Source organism: Variovorax sp. LjRoot290, from assembly GCF_964253985.1.
Classification (GTDB): Bacteria; Pseudomonadota; Gammaproteobacteria; order Burkholderiales; family Burkholderiaceae_C; genus Variovorax.
The window spans coordinates 4508520-4524298 of the sequence record NZ_CAXURW020000001.1 but is presented as its reverse complement, the minus strand read 5'-3'; the positions used below and the strand labels follow the sequence as shown (position 1 = coordinate 4524298).

Annotated in this window: 13 protein-coding genes; 4 read left to right on the top strand and 9 right to left on the bottom strand. The window is 69.8% G+C overall.

What is annotated here, in order from left to right; translation table 11 throughout:
* Positions 1 to 9 precede the first annotated feature (9 nt).
* The 9 genes from ACSQ9A_RS22505 to ACSQ9A_RS22465 form a co-directional block, all read right to left on the bottom strand.
* Positions 10 to 1488 carry an NAD-dependent succinate-semialdehyde dehydrogenase gene (locus ACSQ9A_RS22505; RefSeq protein WP_436305241.1) on the bottom strand — a complete coding sequence of 493 codons (1479 nt, stop codon included), beginning with the start codon at positions 1486 to 1488 and terminating at the stop codon, positions 10 to 12.
* 19 nt (positions 1489 to 1507) lie between these two features.
* The gene (locus ACSQ9A_RS22500) at positions 1508 to 2596 is read right to left on the bottom strand and encodes a tartrate dehydrogenase (protein ID WP_436305240.1); all 1089 of its coding nucleotides are present in this window, start codon (positions 2594 to 2596) and stop codon (positions 1508 to 1510) included.
* 11 nt (positions 2597 to 2607) lie between these two features.
* Positions 2608 to 4236, bottom strand: a complete 1629-nt coding sequence (locus tag ACSQ9A_RS22495) for an ABC transporter ATP-binding protein (protein ID WP_436305239.1) — start codon at positions 4234 to 4236, stop codon at positions 2608 to 2610.
* Positions 4236 to 5105 carry an ABC transporter permease gene (locus ACSQ9A_RS22490; RefSeq protein WP_436306342.1) on the bottom strand — a complete coding sequence of 290 codons (870 nt, stop codon included), beginning with the start codon at positions 5103 to 5105 and terminating at the stop codon, positions 4236 to 4238. Before ACSQ9A_RS22490 ends, ACSQ9A_RS22495 begins: the two co-directional genes overlap by 1 nt.
* 58 nt (positions 5106 to 5163) lie before the next feature.
* Complete coding sequence (locus ACSQ9A_RS22485; protein WP_436295090.1) at positions 5164 to 6120, bottom strand: ABC transporter permease; 957 nt, start codon at positions 6118 to 6120, stop codon at positions 5164 to 5166.
* 40 nt (positions 6121 to 6160) lie between these two features.
* A complete protein-coding gene (locus ACSQ9A_RS22480; RefSeq protein WP_436305238.1) occupies positions 6161 to 7786 on the bottom strand; it encodes an ABC transporter substrate-binding protein in 1626 nt (541 codons plus the stop codon).
* 39 nt (positions 7787 to 7825) lie between these two features.
* Positions 7826 to 9118, bottom strand: a complete 1293-nt coding sequence (locus ACSQ9A_RS22475; RefSeq protein ID WP_436305237.1) for an NAD(P)/FAD-dependent oxidoreductase — start codon at positions 9116 to 9118, stop codon at positions 7826 to 7828.
* A 22-nt stretch (positions 9119 to 9140) separates the two neighbouring features.
* On the bottom strand, positions 9141 to 9806 hold the full coding sequence (locus ACSQ9A_RS22470; RefSeq protein ID WP_436305236.1) for a haloacid dehalogenase type II: 666 nt from the start codon (positions 9804 to 9806) through the stop codon (positions 9141 to 9143).
* 174 nt (positions 9807 to 9980) lie between these two features.
* Positions 9981 to 11462 (bottom strand): aldehyde dehydrogenase family protein, encoded by a 1482-nt coding sequence (locus tag ACSQ9A_RS22465; RefSeq protein WP_436305235.1) that lies wholly within the window; start codon positions 11460 to 11462, stop codon positions 9981 to 9983.
* Positions 11463 to 11700: 238 nt separating this feature from the next.
* On the opposite strand from ACSQ9A_RS22465, the gene ACSQ9A_RS22460 reads away from it, so the two are divergent.
* The 4 genes from ACSQ9A_RS22460 (at position 11701) to ACSQ9A_RS22445 (ending at position 15763) form a co-directional block, all read left to right on the top strand.
* Entirely contained in the window at positions 11701 to 12579 is an 879-nt protein-coding gene (locus tag ACSQ9A_RS22460; RefSeq protein ID WP_436305234.1) for a GNAT family N-acetyltransferase, read from the top strand.
* Positions 12580 to 12584: 5 nt separating this feature from the next.
* The gene (locus ACSQ9A_RS22455) at positions 12585 to 13520 is read left to right on the top strand and encodes a 2-hydroxyacid dehydrogenase (RefSeq protein ID WP_436305233.1); all 936 of its coding nucleotides are present in this window, start codon (positions 12585 to 12587) and stop codon (positions 13518 to 13520) included.
* 268 nt (positions 13521 to 13788) lie between these two features.
* The gene (locus tag ACSQ9A_RS22450) at positions 13789 to 15192 is read left to right on the top strand and encodes an aspartate aminotransferase family protein (protein ID WP_436305232.1); all 1404 of its coding nucleotides are present in this window, start codon (positions 13789 to 13791) and stop codon (positions 15190 to 15192) included.
* A 76-nt stretch (positions 15193 to 15268) separates the two neighbouring features.
* The gene (locus ACSQ9A_RS22445) at positions 15269 to 15763 is read left to right on the top strand and encodes an Lrp/AsnC family transcriptional regulator (protein WP_093112344.1); all 495 of its coding nucleotides are present in this window, start codon (positions 15269 to 15271) and stop codon (positions 15761 to 15763) included.
* Positions 15764 to 15779 lie beyond the last annotated feature (16 nt).

The window sequence follows — 15779 nt, the reverse complement described above, 5'->3', positions numbered from 1 at the left end:
GGTCTTTCGCTAGAGCTGCCCCTGGCACAGGTACTTGATGTGCATGTAGTCGTCCAGCCCGTGCACCGAGCCCTCGCGGCCGTAGCCGGACTCCTTCACGCCGCCGAAGGGCGCGGCCTCTGCCGCCAGGGCGCCTTCGTTGATGCCGACGATGCCTGATTCCAGCGCCTCGGCCACGCGCCAGATGCGGCGCACGTCGGTCGAGTAGAAGTAGGCCGCGAGCCCGAAGGGCGTGTCGTTGGCGGCGGCGATCACCTCGGCTTCGCTGTCGAAGCGCGTGACCGGCACCACCGGTCCGAAGGTCTCTTCGCAGCTGCATTCCATGGATGCGTCGGCGTTCACCAGCACGGTGGGGGCGAAATAGTTGGGGCCGTCGCAGCGCGCCGAGCGCAGCCGCTTGCCGCCGACGACGACGCGCGCGCCCTTCTCGACGGCATCGCGCACATGGCGCTCGATCTTCTCGACCGCACGCGCGTTGATCATCGGGCCGATCTGCGAATCGGGCTCGGTGGCCGGGCCGACCTTGAGTGCGCCGACCCGTGCGGCCAGCTTGTCGACGAAGGCGTCATGCACCTTGGCTTGCACGAACACGCGGTTCGGGCAGACGCAGGTCTGGCCGCCGTTGCGGAACTTGGCCGCCATCAGGCCTTCGACGGCGGCATCGATGTCGGCGTCTTCGAAGACGATGAAGGGCGCATTGCCGCCGAGCTCGAGCGAGAGCTTCTTCAGCGTGTCGGCCGAGCGGCGCGCCAGGTGCTGGCCCACCGGCGTGGAGCCGGTGAAGCTGATCTTGCGCACGCGCGCATCGTCCAGCCACACGTCCACCACCTCGGGCGTGCGTTCGCGCGAGGCAGTGACGATGTTGATGACCCCCGCCGGCACCCCGGCCTCCTGGGCCAGCTTGACCAGGGCCAGCGATGTCAGCGGCGTGTCCTCGGCCGGCTTGCACACCACGGTGCATCCGGCCGCGAGCGCCGGCGCGATCTTGCGCGCGATCATGGCGGCCGGGAAGTTCCACGGCGTGATGGTGGCGACCACGCCCACCGGCTCCTTCAGCGCGAACATGCGCCGTCCCGGCACCGGCGCGGGGATCACCTCGCCATTGGCGCGCGTGGCTTCCTCGGCAAACCACTCGATGTAGCTGGCGGCATAGGCCACCTCGCCCCGGCCCTCGGCCAGCGGCTTGCCCTGCTCGCGCGAGATCAGCCGGCCCAGGTCCTCCTGGTGCGCCATCACCAGGTCGTTCCAGCGCTTGAGGATGCGGGCGCGCTGCTTGGCGGGCACGGCGCGCCAGGCCGGGAAGGCGGCATGCGCGGCATCGACGGCCGCGCGTGCGTCGGCGGCCGTGCCGTCGGGCACGCTGGCGAAGACGGCGCCGGTGGCAGGGTCGGTGACGTCGAGGCGGCGTTCGTCGCTCGCCGCGCGCCATTCGGCGCCGATGAGGTGGGTGCCGGGCATCAGGTCCTGGCGTTCGAGGGTCAGTGTCATGGTGTTTGTCATGGGGGTTTCAGGCTGCGCTCACACGCTCGGCAATCGCGATGCCGAGTTCGGTGGTGGATGCAGTGCCGCCGAGGTCGCGCGTGCGCGGGCCCTCGCGCAGCACCGCCTCGATGGCGCCGAGGATCGCATCGTGGGCGGCGCGGCCCGCGCCCTGCCCTTGGGTGAGGAAGTCCAGCATCAGCGCCCCCGACCAGATCATCGCGATCGGGTTGGCGATGTTCTGGCCGTAGATGTCGGGCGCCGAGCCGTGCACCGGCTCGAACAGCGACGGGAACCTGCGGTCCGGGTTGAGGTTGGCCGAAGGCGCGAGGCCGATGGTGCCGGTGGTCGCGGGGCCGAGGTCGGAGAGGATGTCGCCGAACAGGTTGCTCGCCACCACCACGTCGAAGCGCGTGGGCTGCAGCACGAAGCGCGCGGACAGGATGTCGATGTGCTGCTTGTCGACCGTCACCTCGGGGTAGTCGCGGCCGATCGCGTCGGCGCGGCCGTCCCACCAGGGCATGCTGATCGCGATGCCGTTGCTCTTGGTGGCCACCGTCAGGTGCTTTCTCTTGCGCGCCTGGGCGAGCTCGTAGGCGTACCTCAGCACGCGGTCGGTGCCGTGGCGCGAGAAGACCGATTCCTGGATCACGATCTCGCGCTCGGTGCCCTCGTACATCACGCCGCCGAGCGAGGTGTATTCGCCCTCGGTGTTCTCGCGCACCACGAGGTAGTCGATGTCGCCGGGCTTGCGGCCGGCCAGCGGGCAGGGCACGCCTTCGAACAGGCGCACCGGGCGCAGGTTGATGTACTGGTCGAATTCGCGGCGGAACTTCAGAAGCGACCCCCACAGCGAGACGTGGTCCGGCACGGTGGCGGGCCAGCCGACGGCGCCGAAGTACAGCGCGTCGACGCCCTTCAGTTGCTCCTTCCAGTCGTCCGGCATCATCTGGCCGTGCGCGGCGTAGTAGTCGCAGCTGGCCCAGTCGATGGTGCGGCAGTCGAGCTCGAAGCCGAAGCGCTCCGCCGCGGCCTGCACCACGCGCAGGCCTTCGGGCATCACTTCCTTGCCGATGCCGTCGCCGGCGATCAGTGCGATGCGGAATGTGGGTGTCATGTCTGTCTCTTTCATGTTGCGAGGGCCGTCTTGCGGTCCATGTCGTCCAGCCAGCCCTGGCGCAGCTCGGGCACCGAACGGGCCAGCAGTTCGTAGTAGGGGTGGTGCGGCCCGCGCTCGTAGTCGCAGCGCGCCACCTGCGCGAGCTTGCGGCCGTGCTGCATCACGACGATCTCGTCGCACACCGCGCGCACCGTGTGCAGGTCGTGGCTGATGAACAGGTAGGACACGCCGAGCTCGCGCCGGAGCTCCGCCATCAGGTCCAGCACCGCCGCGGCGACCACCGTGTCGAGCGCGGAGGTCACCTCGTCGCAGAGGATCAGGTCCGGCTCGGCCGCGAGCGCGCGTGCGAGGTTGACGCGCTGCTTCTGCCCGCCCGAGAGGCCGCCCGGCAGGCGCCCGGCCACCGAGTGCGGCAGCTGCACGAGCTCCAGCAGTTCGCGGATGCGGCGTTTCAGCGGCTCGCCGCGCATGCCCTTGTAGAACTCGAGCGGGCGCGCCAGGATGCGCTCGATGGTCTGCGAGGGATTGAGCGCGGTGTCGGCCATCTGGAACACGATCTGGATGCGGCGCAGCTCGTCGCGGTCGCGCTGCTGCAGCGTCGGCTTGAGCTCGCGGCCGCGGAACAGCACGCTGCCATGGCTGGGCTTCAAGAGGCCGGCGACGGCCCGCGCCAGCGTGGTTTTGCCCGAGCCCGACTCGCCGATCACGCCGATCGCCTGGCCGCGGTGGAGCTTGAGGTCGATGTCCTGCAGGATCGGCATGGCCGGACGCCCCTGCGCATCCACCGGGCCGTAGCCGGCCGAGAGCTGCTGCACATGGAGCAGCAGCTCGGGGTCGTCGTTCGCCGCCTTGCCCGATTCGCGCGTTGCCGGCCGCGCGGCGGCCAGCAGGCACTTCGTGTAGTCGTCCACCGGTGCCGAGAGGATCTGCCCGGTCGCGTTCAGCTCACGCATTTTTCCGTCGCGCAGCACCAGGATGTGGTCCGCCATCTGCGCCACCACGGCGAGATCGTGGCTCACGTACACCGCGGTGGCGCGGCGCTCGCGCACCACGCGGCGGAAGGCGCGCAGCACCTCGATCTGAGTCGTCACGTCGAGCGCGGTGGTCGGCTCGTCGAGGATCACGAGCTCGGGGTCGCCGATCAGCGCCATCGCCGCCATCAGCCGCTGCAGCTGGCCGCCGGAGACCTGGTGCGGATAGCGCGAGCCGATGGTTTCCGGATCGGGCAGCGCCAGCTCGCGGAAGAGCTGCACCGCCTTCGCCTCCGCCTCGGCCCGCTTGCACAGGCCGTGGATGACGGTCGGCTCGACCACCTGGTCCATGATCGTGCGCGAGGGATTGAAGGAGGCGGCCGCGCTCTGCGCGATGTAGGAGACCGTGCGCCCGCGCAGCGCGCGCTGCTGCGCCGCATCGAGCGCCAGCACGTCGGTGTCGCCGATCTGCACCCGGCCGGCCGAGATGCGGCAGCCGTGGCGCGCATAGCCCATCAGCGCCAGCGCGGTGGTGGTCTTGCCGGAGCCCGACTCGCCGATCAGCGCCAGCACCTCGCCGGGCTGCACGGAGAAGCTCAGGCTGTCGACCAGCGTGTTCGCGCCGGCGCAGATGCTCAAGCCCTGGACGGTGAGTGGTGCGCCCATCAGCGTGCTCCTCTTTCGCGGGCGGTGCGGCCCGGCAGGTTGTCGATGACGAGGTTGACCGCGATGGTGAGGCTCGCGATGGCCAGCGCCGGCACGATCACCGAGGCGCCGCCCATGGCCAGCGCGCCGATGTTCTCGCGCACCAGCGAGCCCCAGTCGGCCGCCGGCGGCTGGATGCCCAGGCCGAGGAAGCTCAGGCTCGCCAGCAGCAGCACGACGTAGACGAAGCGCAGGCCCAGGTCGGCCAGCATCGGGCCGACGATGTTGGGCAGGATCTCGCGCAGCATGATGTAGAGCGTGCCCTCGCCGCGCGTGCGCGCCACGGTCACGTAGTCGAGCGCATTGATGTTGACGGCCAGCGAGCGCGCCATGCGGTAGGCGCCCGGCACGTAGATGATGCCCGCCGTGACGACCAGCATCGGCACCGAGGAGCCGAAGCCCGCCACCATGATGAGCGCGAACATCTTGCTCGGGATCGCGGTCAGCGTGTCCAGGCCGCGGCTGAGCACCGCGTCGATCCAGCGGCCGCTGGCGGCGGCCAGCAGCGCCAGCGTGGTGCCGGTGCCGCTGGCCAGCAGCGTGGCAAACAGCGCGACGCCGATCGTGTAGCGCGCCCCCTCGATGATGAGTGCCAGCATGTCGCGGCCCAGGTAGTCGGTGCCCAGCCAGTGCTTCGCGCTGATCGGCGCGAAGACGTTCGAGGTGCCCATGGCCGCCGTGCTGTGCGAGAGCAGCCAGGGGCCGAGCAGCGCTGCGAGCAGCCAGAACAGCAGTACCGCGAGGCCGAGCAGGCCGGAGGGGCCGAAGCCGCCGAGCCGGCGCAGCGGGTTGCTTCGACGCTCGGGTGGCGGGGCCGCGACGGAAGCCATGGCGTTCACGGCCGAGGTGGAGGTGGAGGTGGAGGTGGAGGTTTCCATGGAACTGGCCTCAACGGTGCCGCAGCCGCGGGTTGGCGAGGATGCCGCAGATGTCGGCCGTCGTCACCAGGATCAGGTAGGCGCAGCAGAAGATCATGGCGCAGGTCTGCACCAGCGGCATGTCGCGCTGCGAGACGCCGTCGACCATCAGCTTGGCGATGCCCGGGTAGTTGAAGATGGTCTCGACGATGATCACGCCGCCGAGCAGGTAAGACAGGCTCAGCGCCACGGCGTTGGCGATCGGCCCTACCGCATTGGGCAGCGCATGCGCCAGCACCATGCGCATCGGCGAGGCGCCCTTGAGCCGCACCATCTCGATGTAGGGCGCCTCGAGCTGGTCGATCACCGCGGCGCGGGTCATGCGCATCATCTGCGCGACGATCACGCAGCACAGCACCAGCACCGGCATGGCGAAGGCGCGCAGCAACTGGCCCAGCGACTCGATGTCGTTGACGAAGGAGAGCGCCGGCAGCCAGCGCAGCTGGACCGCGAAGACCAGCACCGCGAGGGTTGCGACCAGGAACTCCGGCACCGACACCACGCCCACCGCCGTCGTCGAGGCGGCGCGGTCGAACCAGGAGCCGCGCCACACCGCCGAGGCGATGCCGAGCGCGAGCGCGATCGGCACCGAGAACAGGGCCGTCACCGCCGCGAGCAGCAGCGAATTGGGCAGCCGGCTGGCGACCAGCTCGGCCACCGGCATCTGCGTCGTGGCCGAGCGGCCGGGGTCGCCCGTCACCATACCGAGAAGCCACTTCGCGTAGCGTTGGGGCGCCGGCACGTCCAGGCCCATCTGCGCGCGCAGCGCGGCGACAGCCTCGGGCGTGGCGTCCTGCCCGAGCTGTTCCTGCGCGGCATCGCCGGGCAGCACCGCGGTGATCGAGAAGACGATCACCGACACCGCCAGCAACGACAGCAGCGCCAGCGCGATGCGCTGGGCAAGAAGCTTGAGGATTACATGGTTCATCTCGGTGCTCCGTGGGGCGAGGCGAACGGCCGGGGAGGCGTCATGCCTCCAGCCATACGTTCTCGGCGAAGTTGTAGCCCATCAGGCCGCCCAGAGGGATGGGCGACAGGCCCTTGAGCTTGGACGTGTGGCCGTCGATGCTGGCGAGGAACAGCGGGATGCCGATGCCGGCATCCTGGTGGATCATGGTCTGCATGTCGGCGTACATCTGCTTGCGCTTGGCCAGGTCGGTCTCGGCGCGCGAAGCCAAGAGCAGCTGGTCGAACTTCTCGTTCTTCCAGCGCGACTCGTTCCAGGCCGCGCCCGACTGGAAGAACTGCGTCAGCAGCACGTCGGCGCTCGGGCGCGGGTTGACGTTGCCGAAGCCCACATGGCTGTTGAGCCAGTGGTTCGACCAGTAGCCGTCGGCCGGCATTCGCTTGATGTCGATCTCCAACCCCGCGCGCTGCGCCGTCTGCTGCAGCAACAAGGCCATCTCCACCGAGTAGAGCGCGGCCGGCGATGCCACCATCGGCACCTTGCCGGTGACGCCGGACTTCTGCAGGTGGAACTTGGCCTTGTCGAGGTCGAAGGGGCGCTGCGGCAGGCCGGCGAAGTAGAAGCGGTTGGTCGGATCGATCGGCTGGTCGTTGGCGACCACCGCATAGTCGAGCGCGATGGTCTTCTTCATCTGCTCGCGGTCGAAGAGGTGCTTCATCCCGAGCACGAAGTCCGGGTTGGTGCCGGGCCCCACGTCCTTGCGCATCACGAGATCGGAGTACTGGCCGGACTGGGTGACGAAGATCCCGAAGCCGGGCGTACTCTTCACGCGCTCCACCGAGCGCGGATTGACCGAGCCCACCAGGTCCATGCCGCCGGACAAGAGCGCATTGACGCGCGCGCTCTCGTCGCCGATGCCCACGAACTCGATCTCGTCGAGGTAGGGCTTGCCCGGCTTCCAGTAGGCCTCGTTGCGTACCATCAGCGAACGCACGCCGGGCTTGAACTCCTTGAGCTTGTAGGGGCCGGTGCCGATGCCGGCGTTGAAGTCGGTGGTGCCTTCCTTGACGATGTGGAAGTGGAAGGTGCCCAGGATCACCGGCAGGTCCGCGTTCGGCGCGCTGAGCACGAAGGTCACTTCGTTCGGGCCGGTGGCCTTGGCGCTGTCGATCTGGTCGGCGAGCACCTTGGCCTTCGACGCCGTGGCCGGGTCCTTGTGGCGCATCACCGAGAACACGACGTCGGCGGGCGAGAGCGCCTTGCCGTCGTGGAAGGTCACGCCCTTGCGCAGCGTGAAGACCCAGGTCTTGGCGTCCTTGGTCGTGAACGATTCGGCCAGCGCGGGCTGCGGCGTCAGGCTGCCGTCCAGCGAGGTCAGGCCGTTGTAGATCATGTTGCCGCGCGAGTAGTCGGTCTGGTTCGACTGCTTGGCCGGATCGAGCGTGTCGGTCGCGGCGGCGGTCGCGCCGGCCACGCGGATGCGCCCGCCCTTCCTGGGCGTCTGCGCATGCGCGGACATCGCCACGCCCGCGATGCCGCCGGCCAGTGTGGCCTGCATGCCGCCGGCCATCAGCATCGAGAGGATGTCGCGCCGCGTGGCGCCGCGCCGGAGCGACTCCATCACGCGAAGGCTTTCGCCGGGACCGACGAGGTTTTCGAAGCTTTTGTTGCTGCTGCTGTCGCTCATGGTGGGGTACTCCTCTGGTTGTCGATGAAGAAAAGGCGCTCAGGCCAACCTGTCCTTGAGCGTGTAGTAGAGGCCGATCGCCGGCAGGAACCACGGCGGGCCGAAGTGGCCGGGAATGGCGGGCCAGTCGCGGCCCTGCCAGGGGTTGGCGAGCGCGTCGCCGCCCATCACGGCGGCCATGCGCTCGCCCATGTGGACCGACATCTGCGTGCCGTGGCCGCTGTAGCCCATCGCGTAGTAGAGGCCGTTGCGCTCGCCGGCGTGGGGCAGGCGGTCCTGCGTCATGTCGACCAGGCCGCCCCAGCAGTAGTCGAGCCGCACGGCGCCGAGCTGCGGGAAGGTTTCGGCCAGTCCCGCGCGCAGGATCTCGCCGCTTGCGGCATCGGTCTGCGGGCTCGAGACCGCGAAGCGCGCGCGCCCGCCGAACACCAGCCGGTGGTCGGCGGTGAGCCGGAAGTAGTGGTGGATGTTGGCCACCGTCACGTAGGTGCGCCGGGCCGAGAGCAGGGCCTGCGCGCGGTCGGCGCCGAGCGGCTCGGTGACGACGATGAAGCTGCCGATCGGCACGATGCGGCGGCGCAGCCAGCCGAAGCTGCCATAGCCGCCGTGGCGCGTGGCGCCCGTGGCCAGCAGCACCTGCTGCGCGCTGACGGTGCCGCGCTCGGTGTGCAGCCGGTGCGCATGGCCTTGGCCCAGGCGCTCGAGGCGGCGCACGCTGGTGCCGGTGTGGATCTGCGCGCCGCTGCGCTCGGCCGCCGCGGCCAGGCCCTGGGCGAAGCGGCCCATGTGCATCTGGCCGCTGCGCTTGTAGAGCAGGCCGCCGTGGAAGCGCTCGCTCTGCACCTCGGCGTGCACGCGCGCCGCGCCGAGGATCTCGACCTCGCTGTCCACGCCGTCGGCGATGAGGCGCTCGGCGCTGCGTTCGAGCGCGGCCATCTGGTTCGGCCGCGTCGCGAGCTTGAGCTTGCCGTTTCGCAGGAAGTCGCAGGCGATGGCTTCGTCGCGCACCAGCCGCGCGACCGTGTCCACCGCGTCGTCGTAGGCGCGGTACCAGGCACGGGCGCGCTCGACGCCGACCTTGGCGGCGACTTCGGCGTAGTCCACCGCCAGCCCGTTGTTGACATGGCCGCCGTTGCGCCCCGAGGCCTCGGCAGCGACGCGCTCGCCGGCCTCCAGCACCGCCACGGTGGCGCCGCGCTTGGCCAGCGCCAGCGCCGCCGACAGGCCCGTGAAGCCGCCGCCCACGATCGCGACGTCGACCTGCGCCGGCAGCTCGCACGAGCGCGGAACGAAGGCGGGCGCCGAATCGGTCCAGTAGGAGTCGAGCTTCATGGCGTGCGGCGGCTGGAGAAGATCAGAGACCCACGACGCCGGGCAGGCCGCCGATGTCCTTGATCTCGACGTAGCGGTAGGCCGGATTGCCCGGGCCGTGGCCGCGGTTGACGAACACCTTGTTGACGATGCCCAGGTCGTCCGCCGACATCAGGTCGTAGCGCAGGCTGGAGGACACGTGCAGCACGTCTTCGGGGTTGCAGCCCAGCGAGTCGAGCATGTATTCGAAGGCCTGCAGGCGCGGCTTGTAGGCCTGGGCCTGCTGCGCGGTGTAGACGCGATGGAAGGGCGCGCCGAGCATGGCCACGTTCTTCTGGATCTGGTTGTCCGAGGCGTTCGAGAGGATCACCAGCGGGATCTCCTTGGCGACCTTGGCGAGGCCGGCGGGCACGTCCGCATGCGGCGCCCAGGTGGGCACCGCGTCGTAGTACTTCTGGGCTTCGTGGTCCAGGTACTGGAGCTTCCACTTCTTGCACAGCCGCCGCACCGCGTTCTTCAGCACCACTTCGTAGGGCTGCCAGTCGCCCAGCACCTCGTCGAAACGGTAGGCCGTGAAGTCGGCGATGAACTGCTCCATGCGCTCGGCCGGGATGCGGTCGGCGAACATGTCGCGCGCCATGTCGCCCATGCGAAAGCGCGTGAGGGTGCCGTAGCAGTCGAAGGTGATGTACTTGGGACGGAAGCTCATGATGGTCTCGGTTCCTTGGATGGCAAATGCGACAAACTCATTACGAAGCGATTGCAGCACGCACAAGCGCTCGGGTTGTAGGGAAATGGGGCGCCAGGCGCACGAAAGCTGCGGTTTGGAGGGGGTGCGGCGGCATGCCGTGCGGTCTGCCCCTCGCGTGTGCAGCCGCGCACCTCAGTGCGTCGCGGCGAAGTCGATCAGCACGCTTTTGAAGCGGAGGTTGGCCTCGACCGCCTGGCGGCCCAGGTCCTTGCCGATGCCCGACTGGTGGTAGCCGCCGGTGGGGATGACGAAGTCGGCGCTGCGCCCGTAGCGGTTGATCCAGACGGTGCCGGCGGAGATGCCGCGCATCGCGCGCAGCGCGCGGCCGATGTCGGCGGTGTGCACGCCGGCCGCCAGGCCGTAGTGTTCGTGGGCGGCCAGCGCCAGGCCTTCCTCTTCGTCGCCGAAGGTCTGCACCGTGAGCACCGGCCCGAAGATCTCTTCCTGCACGGCCGGGTTGGCCGCGTCCACGCCCTCGATCAGCGTGGGCCGGAAGTAGGCGCCGCCGGGGCCGCCGTCGAACAGGCCGCCGCCGCAGCGCATGCGGCCGCCGGCCTCGCGCGAGCGATCGACGACGTCCTGGATGCGCCCGGCCTGCAGCGCCGAGATGATGGGCGGCAGCGTGGCCGCGTCGTCCCAGGTCGCGCCCGGGCGCAGCGCTTCGAAGCGCGCGGCGATGCCTTCGACCAGCGCATCGGCGATGCCGCGCTGCACGATCAGCCGCGAACCGGCCACGCACACCTGGCCCGCGTTGCCGGTGATCGCGCCGGCGATCATGCCGGCCAGGCGGTCCACATCGGGCGCATCGTCGAACACCAGCTGCGGGCTCTTGCCGCCCAGCTCCAGCGTCACCGGCTTGGGGCCGGTCAGGGCGCAGGCGGCCATGATGGCGGCGCCCGTGCGGGTGGAGCCGGTGAAGGTCATTTTCGAGATCAGCGGATGCCGCGAGAGCGCGTCGCCCGTGGTGCGGCCATCGCCCTGCACGACGTTGAAGAGGCCGGGCGGCACGCCGGCCTCGACGGCCAGCTCGGCCAGCCGCAGAGCGGAGAAGGGCGTCAGTTCCGAGGGCTTGAGCACCACCGCGTTGCCGGCGGCCAGCGCGGCGCCGACCTTCCACGACACCATGACCAGCGGGAAATTCCACGGCGTGATGGCGCCGACCACACCATAGGGTTCGGCCACCACCATCCCCAGATGATCGTGGCGCGTGGCCGCGACCTCGCCGCCGAGCTTGTCCGCGTACTCGGCGAAGAAGCGCAGGCCTTCGGCCGTGAACGGTACGTCCCAGGCGATGGCGTCGCGCACCGGCCGCGTGGAGCACACGGCCTCCAGCGGCCCGAGCCGCGCCGCGTCGGCTTCGATCAGATCGGCCCAGCGGCGCAGCACGCGCGCGCGTTCGCGCGGCGCGCGGCGTGCCCAGTCGCTCGCGCGCCACGCGCTCCAGGCATCGTGCACGGCAGCGTCCACGGTGGCCGCATCGGCCAGCGGAAGCTCGGCATGCGGCTGGCCGTCGGAGGGCCGCTGCACGACCATGCGGCCGCCATCGGGGACCAGGCGTCCGCCGATGAAATGGCCCGAGGGCAGGTGGATCTGTCGCGGGTCGAAGACTTGCATGGTGGACTTTCGATGGCAATCTGTTGCCGAAACGCGAGGTCGCGAAACGGCGCTCGATGCTAGGCAGGTTGGCGCGGCATTTGTGTGCGTAAGCGCGCGCGCTGCCGCATCGAATTGCGAAACCCGGGGCCGCGACAGGCGAAGCTTGCAAGTTGCGGCGAAGCGCGAATTGGGTCTGGCGAAAGGCGCGGATGTCGTCCAAGATGACCTGCCTTTTCGCTGCAAAAAGACCTTCCCGATGCCTGCCCAGACACCGAATGCACCTGCTCTCGACGGCGTGGTGCTGAGACCAATGACCGCCGCGGACCTGCCGCTCGCACATGCACTGACGGCGGAGCTGCGCTGGCCGCACCGCCCCGCGGACTGGGAGCAGGTGTTCGCGCATGCCGAGGGCATCGTCGCCGAGCGCGACGGCGAGCTCGTCGCCACCGCGCTGCGCTGGCGCTGGGGCGAGCGTCACGCCACCATCGGCCTCGTGATCGTGGCGCCGGCCTGCCAGGGTCGCCGCCTCGGCCACCGGCTCATGAGCGCGCTGCTCGAAGGCCTGGACGCGCACACGGTGCTGCTGCATGCGACCGCCGACGGGCGCGGCCTGTACGAACGGCTGGGCTTCGTGCGCACCGGCGAGCTGCGCCAGCACCAGGGCACAGCGCAGCCGGCGCCGCTGGTCGCGCTGCCGCCCGGCTGGCGCCTGCGGCCCGCCGGCCTGCACGAGGCGCCGGCCTTGCAGGCGCTCGACGCAGCGGCACGCGGCATGCCGCGGGATGCGCTGATCGCCGATCTGCTGGCCAGCGCCGACGCCTGCGTGGTGCTCGACCATGACAACGAGCCGCGCGGCTTCGCGATGCTGCGCCGCTTCGGGCGCGGGCATGCGATCGGCCCCGTGGTCGCGCCCGATGCCGAAGGCGCGAAGGCGCTGATCGCGCATCTCGCCGGCCTGAACGCCGGCCACTTCACGCGCATCGACATCGACTTCGCGAGCGGGCTGGCCGAATGGCTCGAGAGCATCGGCCTCTTGCGCGTGGACGCGCCGACGACGATGGTGCGCGGTGCGCCGCTCGCCACGCCGCCGGGCGGGCCGGCGCTGTTCGCGATCGTGACCCAAGCCGTCGGTTGATGGCGATGGGCGCGACCACCTTCCTCTACAAGTCCGACCCGGTGCGCGGCCGCCAGTGGGCCGAGGTGTTCCGGCGCCGCGCACCCGAGATCGACTTCCGCATCTGGCCCGACATCGGCGAACCCGCGCAGGTGCGCTTTCTTGCGGCCTGGGAGCCGCCGGAGGATCTGGCCGAGCGCTTTCCGAATCTCGAGGTGCTGTTCTCCTCCGGCGCAGGCGTCGACCAGTTCGACTTCGCGGCATTGCCGGCCGCACTGCCGGTGGTGCGCATGGTGGAGCCCGGCATCCTGCGCGGCATGGTGGAGTACGTCACGCATGCGGTGCTCGGCCTGCATCGCGACATGCCGCGCTACCGTCGCCAGCAGCAGGAGGCCCAGTGGCGCCCGCTGCCAGTGCGGCCCGCTGGCGAGCGGAGCATCGGCGTGCTCGGGCTCGGCTCGCTCGGCCAGGCCGTGCTGGCGCAGCTCGTCGGCCTGGGTTTCGATTGCGCGGGATGGAGCCGCTCGCGGCATGCGCTCGACGGCGTACGCTGCCATGCGGGCACCGACGAGCTGCAGTCCTTCCTCGCGCGCACCGAGATCCTCGTGTGCCTGCTGCCGCTCACCGATTCGACGCGCGGTTTTCTCGATGCCCGGCTGTTCTCGATGCTGCCTGAAGGCGCAGGGCTGGTGCACGTGGGCCGCGGGCCGCAGCTGATCGATGCCGATCTGCTGGCCGCATTGGCCAGCGGGCAGATCGGCGATGCCGTGCTCGACGTGACCGACCCCGAGCCGCTGCCGCCGGAGCATGCTTTCTGGCGCCATCCGAACATCCAGCTCACGCCGCACATCGCGAGCATGACGCAGCCGCTGAGTGCGGCAGAGGTGGTGCTCGACAACCTGCAGCGCTTCGAGGCAGGCGAACCGATGCTCGGCCTGGTCGATCGGGCTCGCGGGTATTGAGATTCACCCGCACCGTTCGAGATGCACGTTCGCCCTGAGATCCACCCACACCGCTCGCCCTGAGCTTGTCGAAGGGCTTGCGTTGAACCGGCTTCGACAAGCTCAGCCCGAACGGTTCTCGGTGCGCACCGCAGGATCTGCTGTAGCAACTCGCACAACCGCAGCCTGCTTTGCGCGAGGACCCCAAAGCAGCACCACCCGATGCGGTGCGCCGCCTAAGCTGATGGCCATCGAAAGCCTCTTCGCTCTCGCTCCATCCGACACCGACATGACGCATCCCACCGCATTGCCCCACCACGCCGCGCTCGACGCGATCGACCGCGCGCATCTGATCCATCCCGTCTCGCCCTGGCGCGTGCACGAGCAGCGCGGCCCCACCGTGCTCGCCTCGGGCCGCGGCGCGTGGCTCACCGATGCCGACGGCCACGAACTGCTCGACGCCTTCGCCGGCCTGTGGTGCGTGAACGTGGGCTACGGGCAGGAGAGCGTGGTGCAGGCTGCGGCCGAGCAGATGCGCCGCCTTCCCTATGCGACGGGCTACTTCCACTTCAGCAGCGAGCCGGCCATCCGCCTGGCCGAGAAGCTGGTGCGGATCACGCCGGCATCGCTGACCCGCGTGTACCTGACGCTCGGCGGCTCCGAGGCGATCGATGCCGCGGTGCGCTTCATCGTGCAGTACCACAACGCGATCGGCAAGCCGTCGAAGAAGCAGTTCATCGCGCTGGAGCGCGGCTACCACGGCTCCTCGTCCACCGGCGCCGGCCTGACCGCACTGCCGGCCTTCCACCGCGGCTTCGACCTTCCGCTGCCCACGCAGCACTACATCCCGTCGCCCTACGCGTATCGCCATGCGGACGGCGCCGACCCGCAGGCGCTGATCGCAGCATCGGTTGCCGCATTGCGCGCCAAGGTGGCCGAGCTGGGCGCGGACAACGTAGCCGCCTTCTTCTGCGAGCCGATCCAGGGCTCGGGCGGCGTCATCGTGCCGCCCAAGGGCTGGCTGAAGGCGATGCGCGAGGCCACGCGCGAGCTCGGCATTCTCTTCGTCGTCGACGAGGTCATCACCGGCTTCGGCCGCACCGGCCCCATGTTCGCGTGCGAGGCCGAGGGCGTGGAGCCCGACCTGATGACCATGGCCAAGGGCCTGACCGCCGGCTACGCGCCGATGGGCGCGACGATGATGTCGGAGCAGGTCTATGCGGGCATTGCCGACGGCGTGCCGGCGGGCGCGTCGGTCGGCCACGGCGCCACGTACTCCGCGCACCCGGTCAGCGCCGCGGTCGCGCTGGAGGTGTTGCGCCTCTACGAGGAAGGCGGCGTGCTCGCCAACGGCCAGCGCGGCGCGGCCCATTTCGGGGCCGGGCTCGACGCGCTCTGCGCGCACCCGCTGGTGGGCGATGCGCGCCACCGCGGCCTGCTGGGTGCGTTGGAGCTGGTGAGCGACAAGGCCACGAAGCGCGGCTTCGATGCCGCACTGGGCTTGTCCGACCGCATCTTCGCCGCGGGCTACCGCAACGGCCTGGTGTTCCGCTCCTTCGGCGACCACATCCTCGGCTTCGCGCCGGCGCTCACCTTCACCGAAGACGAGTTCGCCCAGATGTTCACGCGGCTGAAAAAGACGCTCGACGAGGTGCTCGACGCGCCCGACGTTCGCGCCGCATTGGCCGCCTGAGCGAAAGCCCGCGCGCCGCCCCGCAACCCATCGAGACAGACGCAGAATCGGGCTCTCTTCGTTTTTCGGCGCCGCCATGTCAGAAGCCTTCAAGATCGACCGACTCGACCTGCGCATCCTGGCGCAGTTGCAAAAGAACGGGCGCATGACCAACGTGGACCTGGCGGACGCGGTGGGCCTCTCGCCCAGCCCCTGCCTGATCCGCGTGAAGCGGCTGGAGCAGGCCGGCTACATCGCCGGCTACGGTGCGCACCTGCGGCTCGAGAAGCTCGGCGATACGCTGACCGTGTTCACCGAGGTCACGCTGTCCGACCACCACCGCGAGGACTTCGTGCGCTTCGAGGCCGCCATCCGCGAGGTCGACGAGGTGCTCGAATGCCACCTGGTGAGCGGCGGCTACGACTACCTGCTGCGCTTCCTGACGCGCGGCGTCAACCACTACCAGGAAGTGATCGAGGAACTGCTCGAACGCAACATCGGCATTGCGAAGTACTTCAGCTACATCGTCATCAAGTCGCCGTTCATCAAGACGCACTGTCCGATCGAACGGCTGTTTCCCAACCAGCGCTGACGGCGCTTCCGTTTCG

What these genes read in the sequence shown, in the direction of transcription:
- ACSQ9A_RS22485 (WP_436295090.1), bottom strand. Translation starts at nt 6,120, where the DNA reads ATGAACCATGTAATCCTCAAGCTTCTTGCCCAGCGCATCGCGCTGGCG.
- ACSQ9A_RS22495 (WP_436305239.1), bottom strand. Translation starts at nt 4,236, where the DNA reads ATGGGCGCACCACTCACCGTCCAGGGCTTGAGCATCTGCGCCGGCGCG.
- ACSQ9A_RS22445 (WP_093112344.1), top strand. Translation starts at nt 15,269, where the DNA reads ATGTCAGAAGCCTTCAAGATCGACCGACTCGACCTGCGCATCCTGGCG.
- ACSQ9A_RS22460 (WP_436305234.1), top strand. Translation starts at nt 11,701, where the DNA reads ATGCCTGCCCAGACACCGAATGCACCTGCTCTCGACGGCGTGGTGCTG.
- ACSQ9A_RS22450 (WP_436305232.1), top strand. Translation starts at nt 13,789, where the DNA reads ATGACGCATCCCACCGCATTGCCCCACCACGCCGCGCTCGACGCGATC.
- ACSQ9A_RS22465 (WP_436305235.1), bottom strand. Translation starts at nt 11,462, where the DNA reads ATGCAAGTCTTCGACCCGCGACAGATCCACCTGCCCTCGGGCCATTTC.
- ACSQ9A_RS22490 (WP_436306342.1), bottom strand. Translation starts at nt 5,105, where the DNA reads ATGGCTTCCGTCGCGGCCCCGCCACCCGAGCGTCGAAGCAACCCGCTG.
- ACSQ9A_RS22500 (WP_436305240.1), bottom strand. Translation starts at nt 2,596, where the DNA reads ATGACACCCACATTCCGCATCGCACTGATCGCCGGCGACGGCATCGGC.
- ACSQ9A_RS22470 (WP_436305236.1), bottom strand. Translation starts at nt 9,806, where the DNA reads ATGAGCTTCCGTCCCAAGTACATCACCTTCGACTGCTACGGCACCCTC.
- ACSQ9A_RS22480 (WP_436305238.1), bottom strand. Translation starts at nt 7,786, where the DNA reads ATGAGCGACAGCAGCAGCAACAAAAGCTTCGAAAACCTCGTCGGTCCC.
- ACSQ9A_RS22475 (WP_436305237.1), bottom strand. Translation starts at nt 9,118, where the DNA reads ATGAAGCTCGACTCCTACTGGACCGATTCGGCGCCCGCCTTCGTTCCG.
- ACSQ9A_RS22455 (WP_436305233.1), top strand. Translation starts at nt 12,585, where the DNA reads ATGGGCGCGACCACCTTCCTCTACAAGTCCGACCCGGTGCGCGGCCGC.
- ACSQ9A_RS22505 (WP_436305241.1), bottom strand. Translation starts at nt 1,488, where the DNA reads ATGACACTGACCCTCGAACGCCAGGACCTGATGCCCGGCACCCACCTC.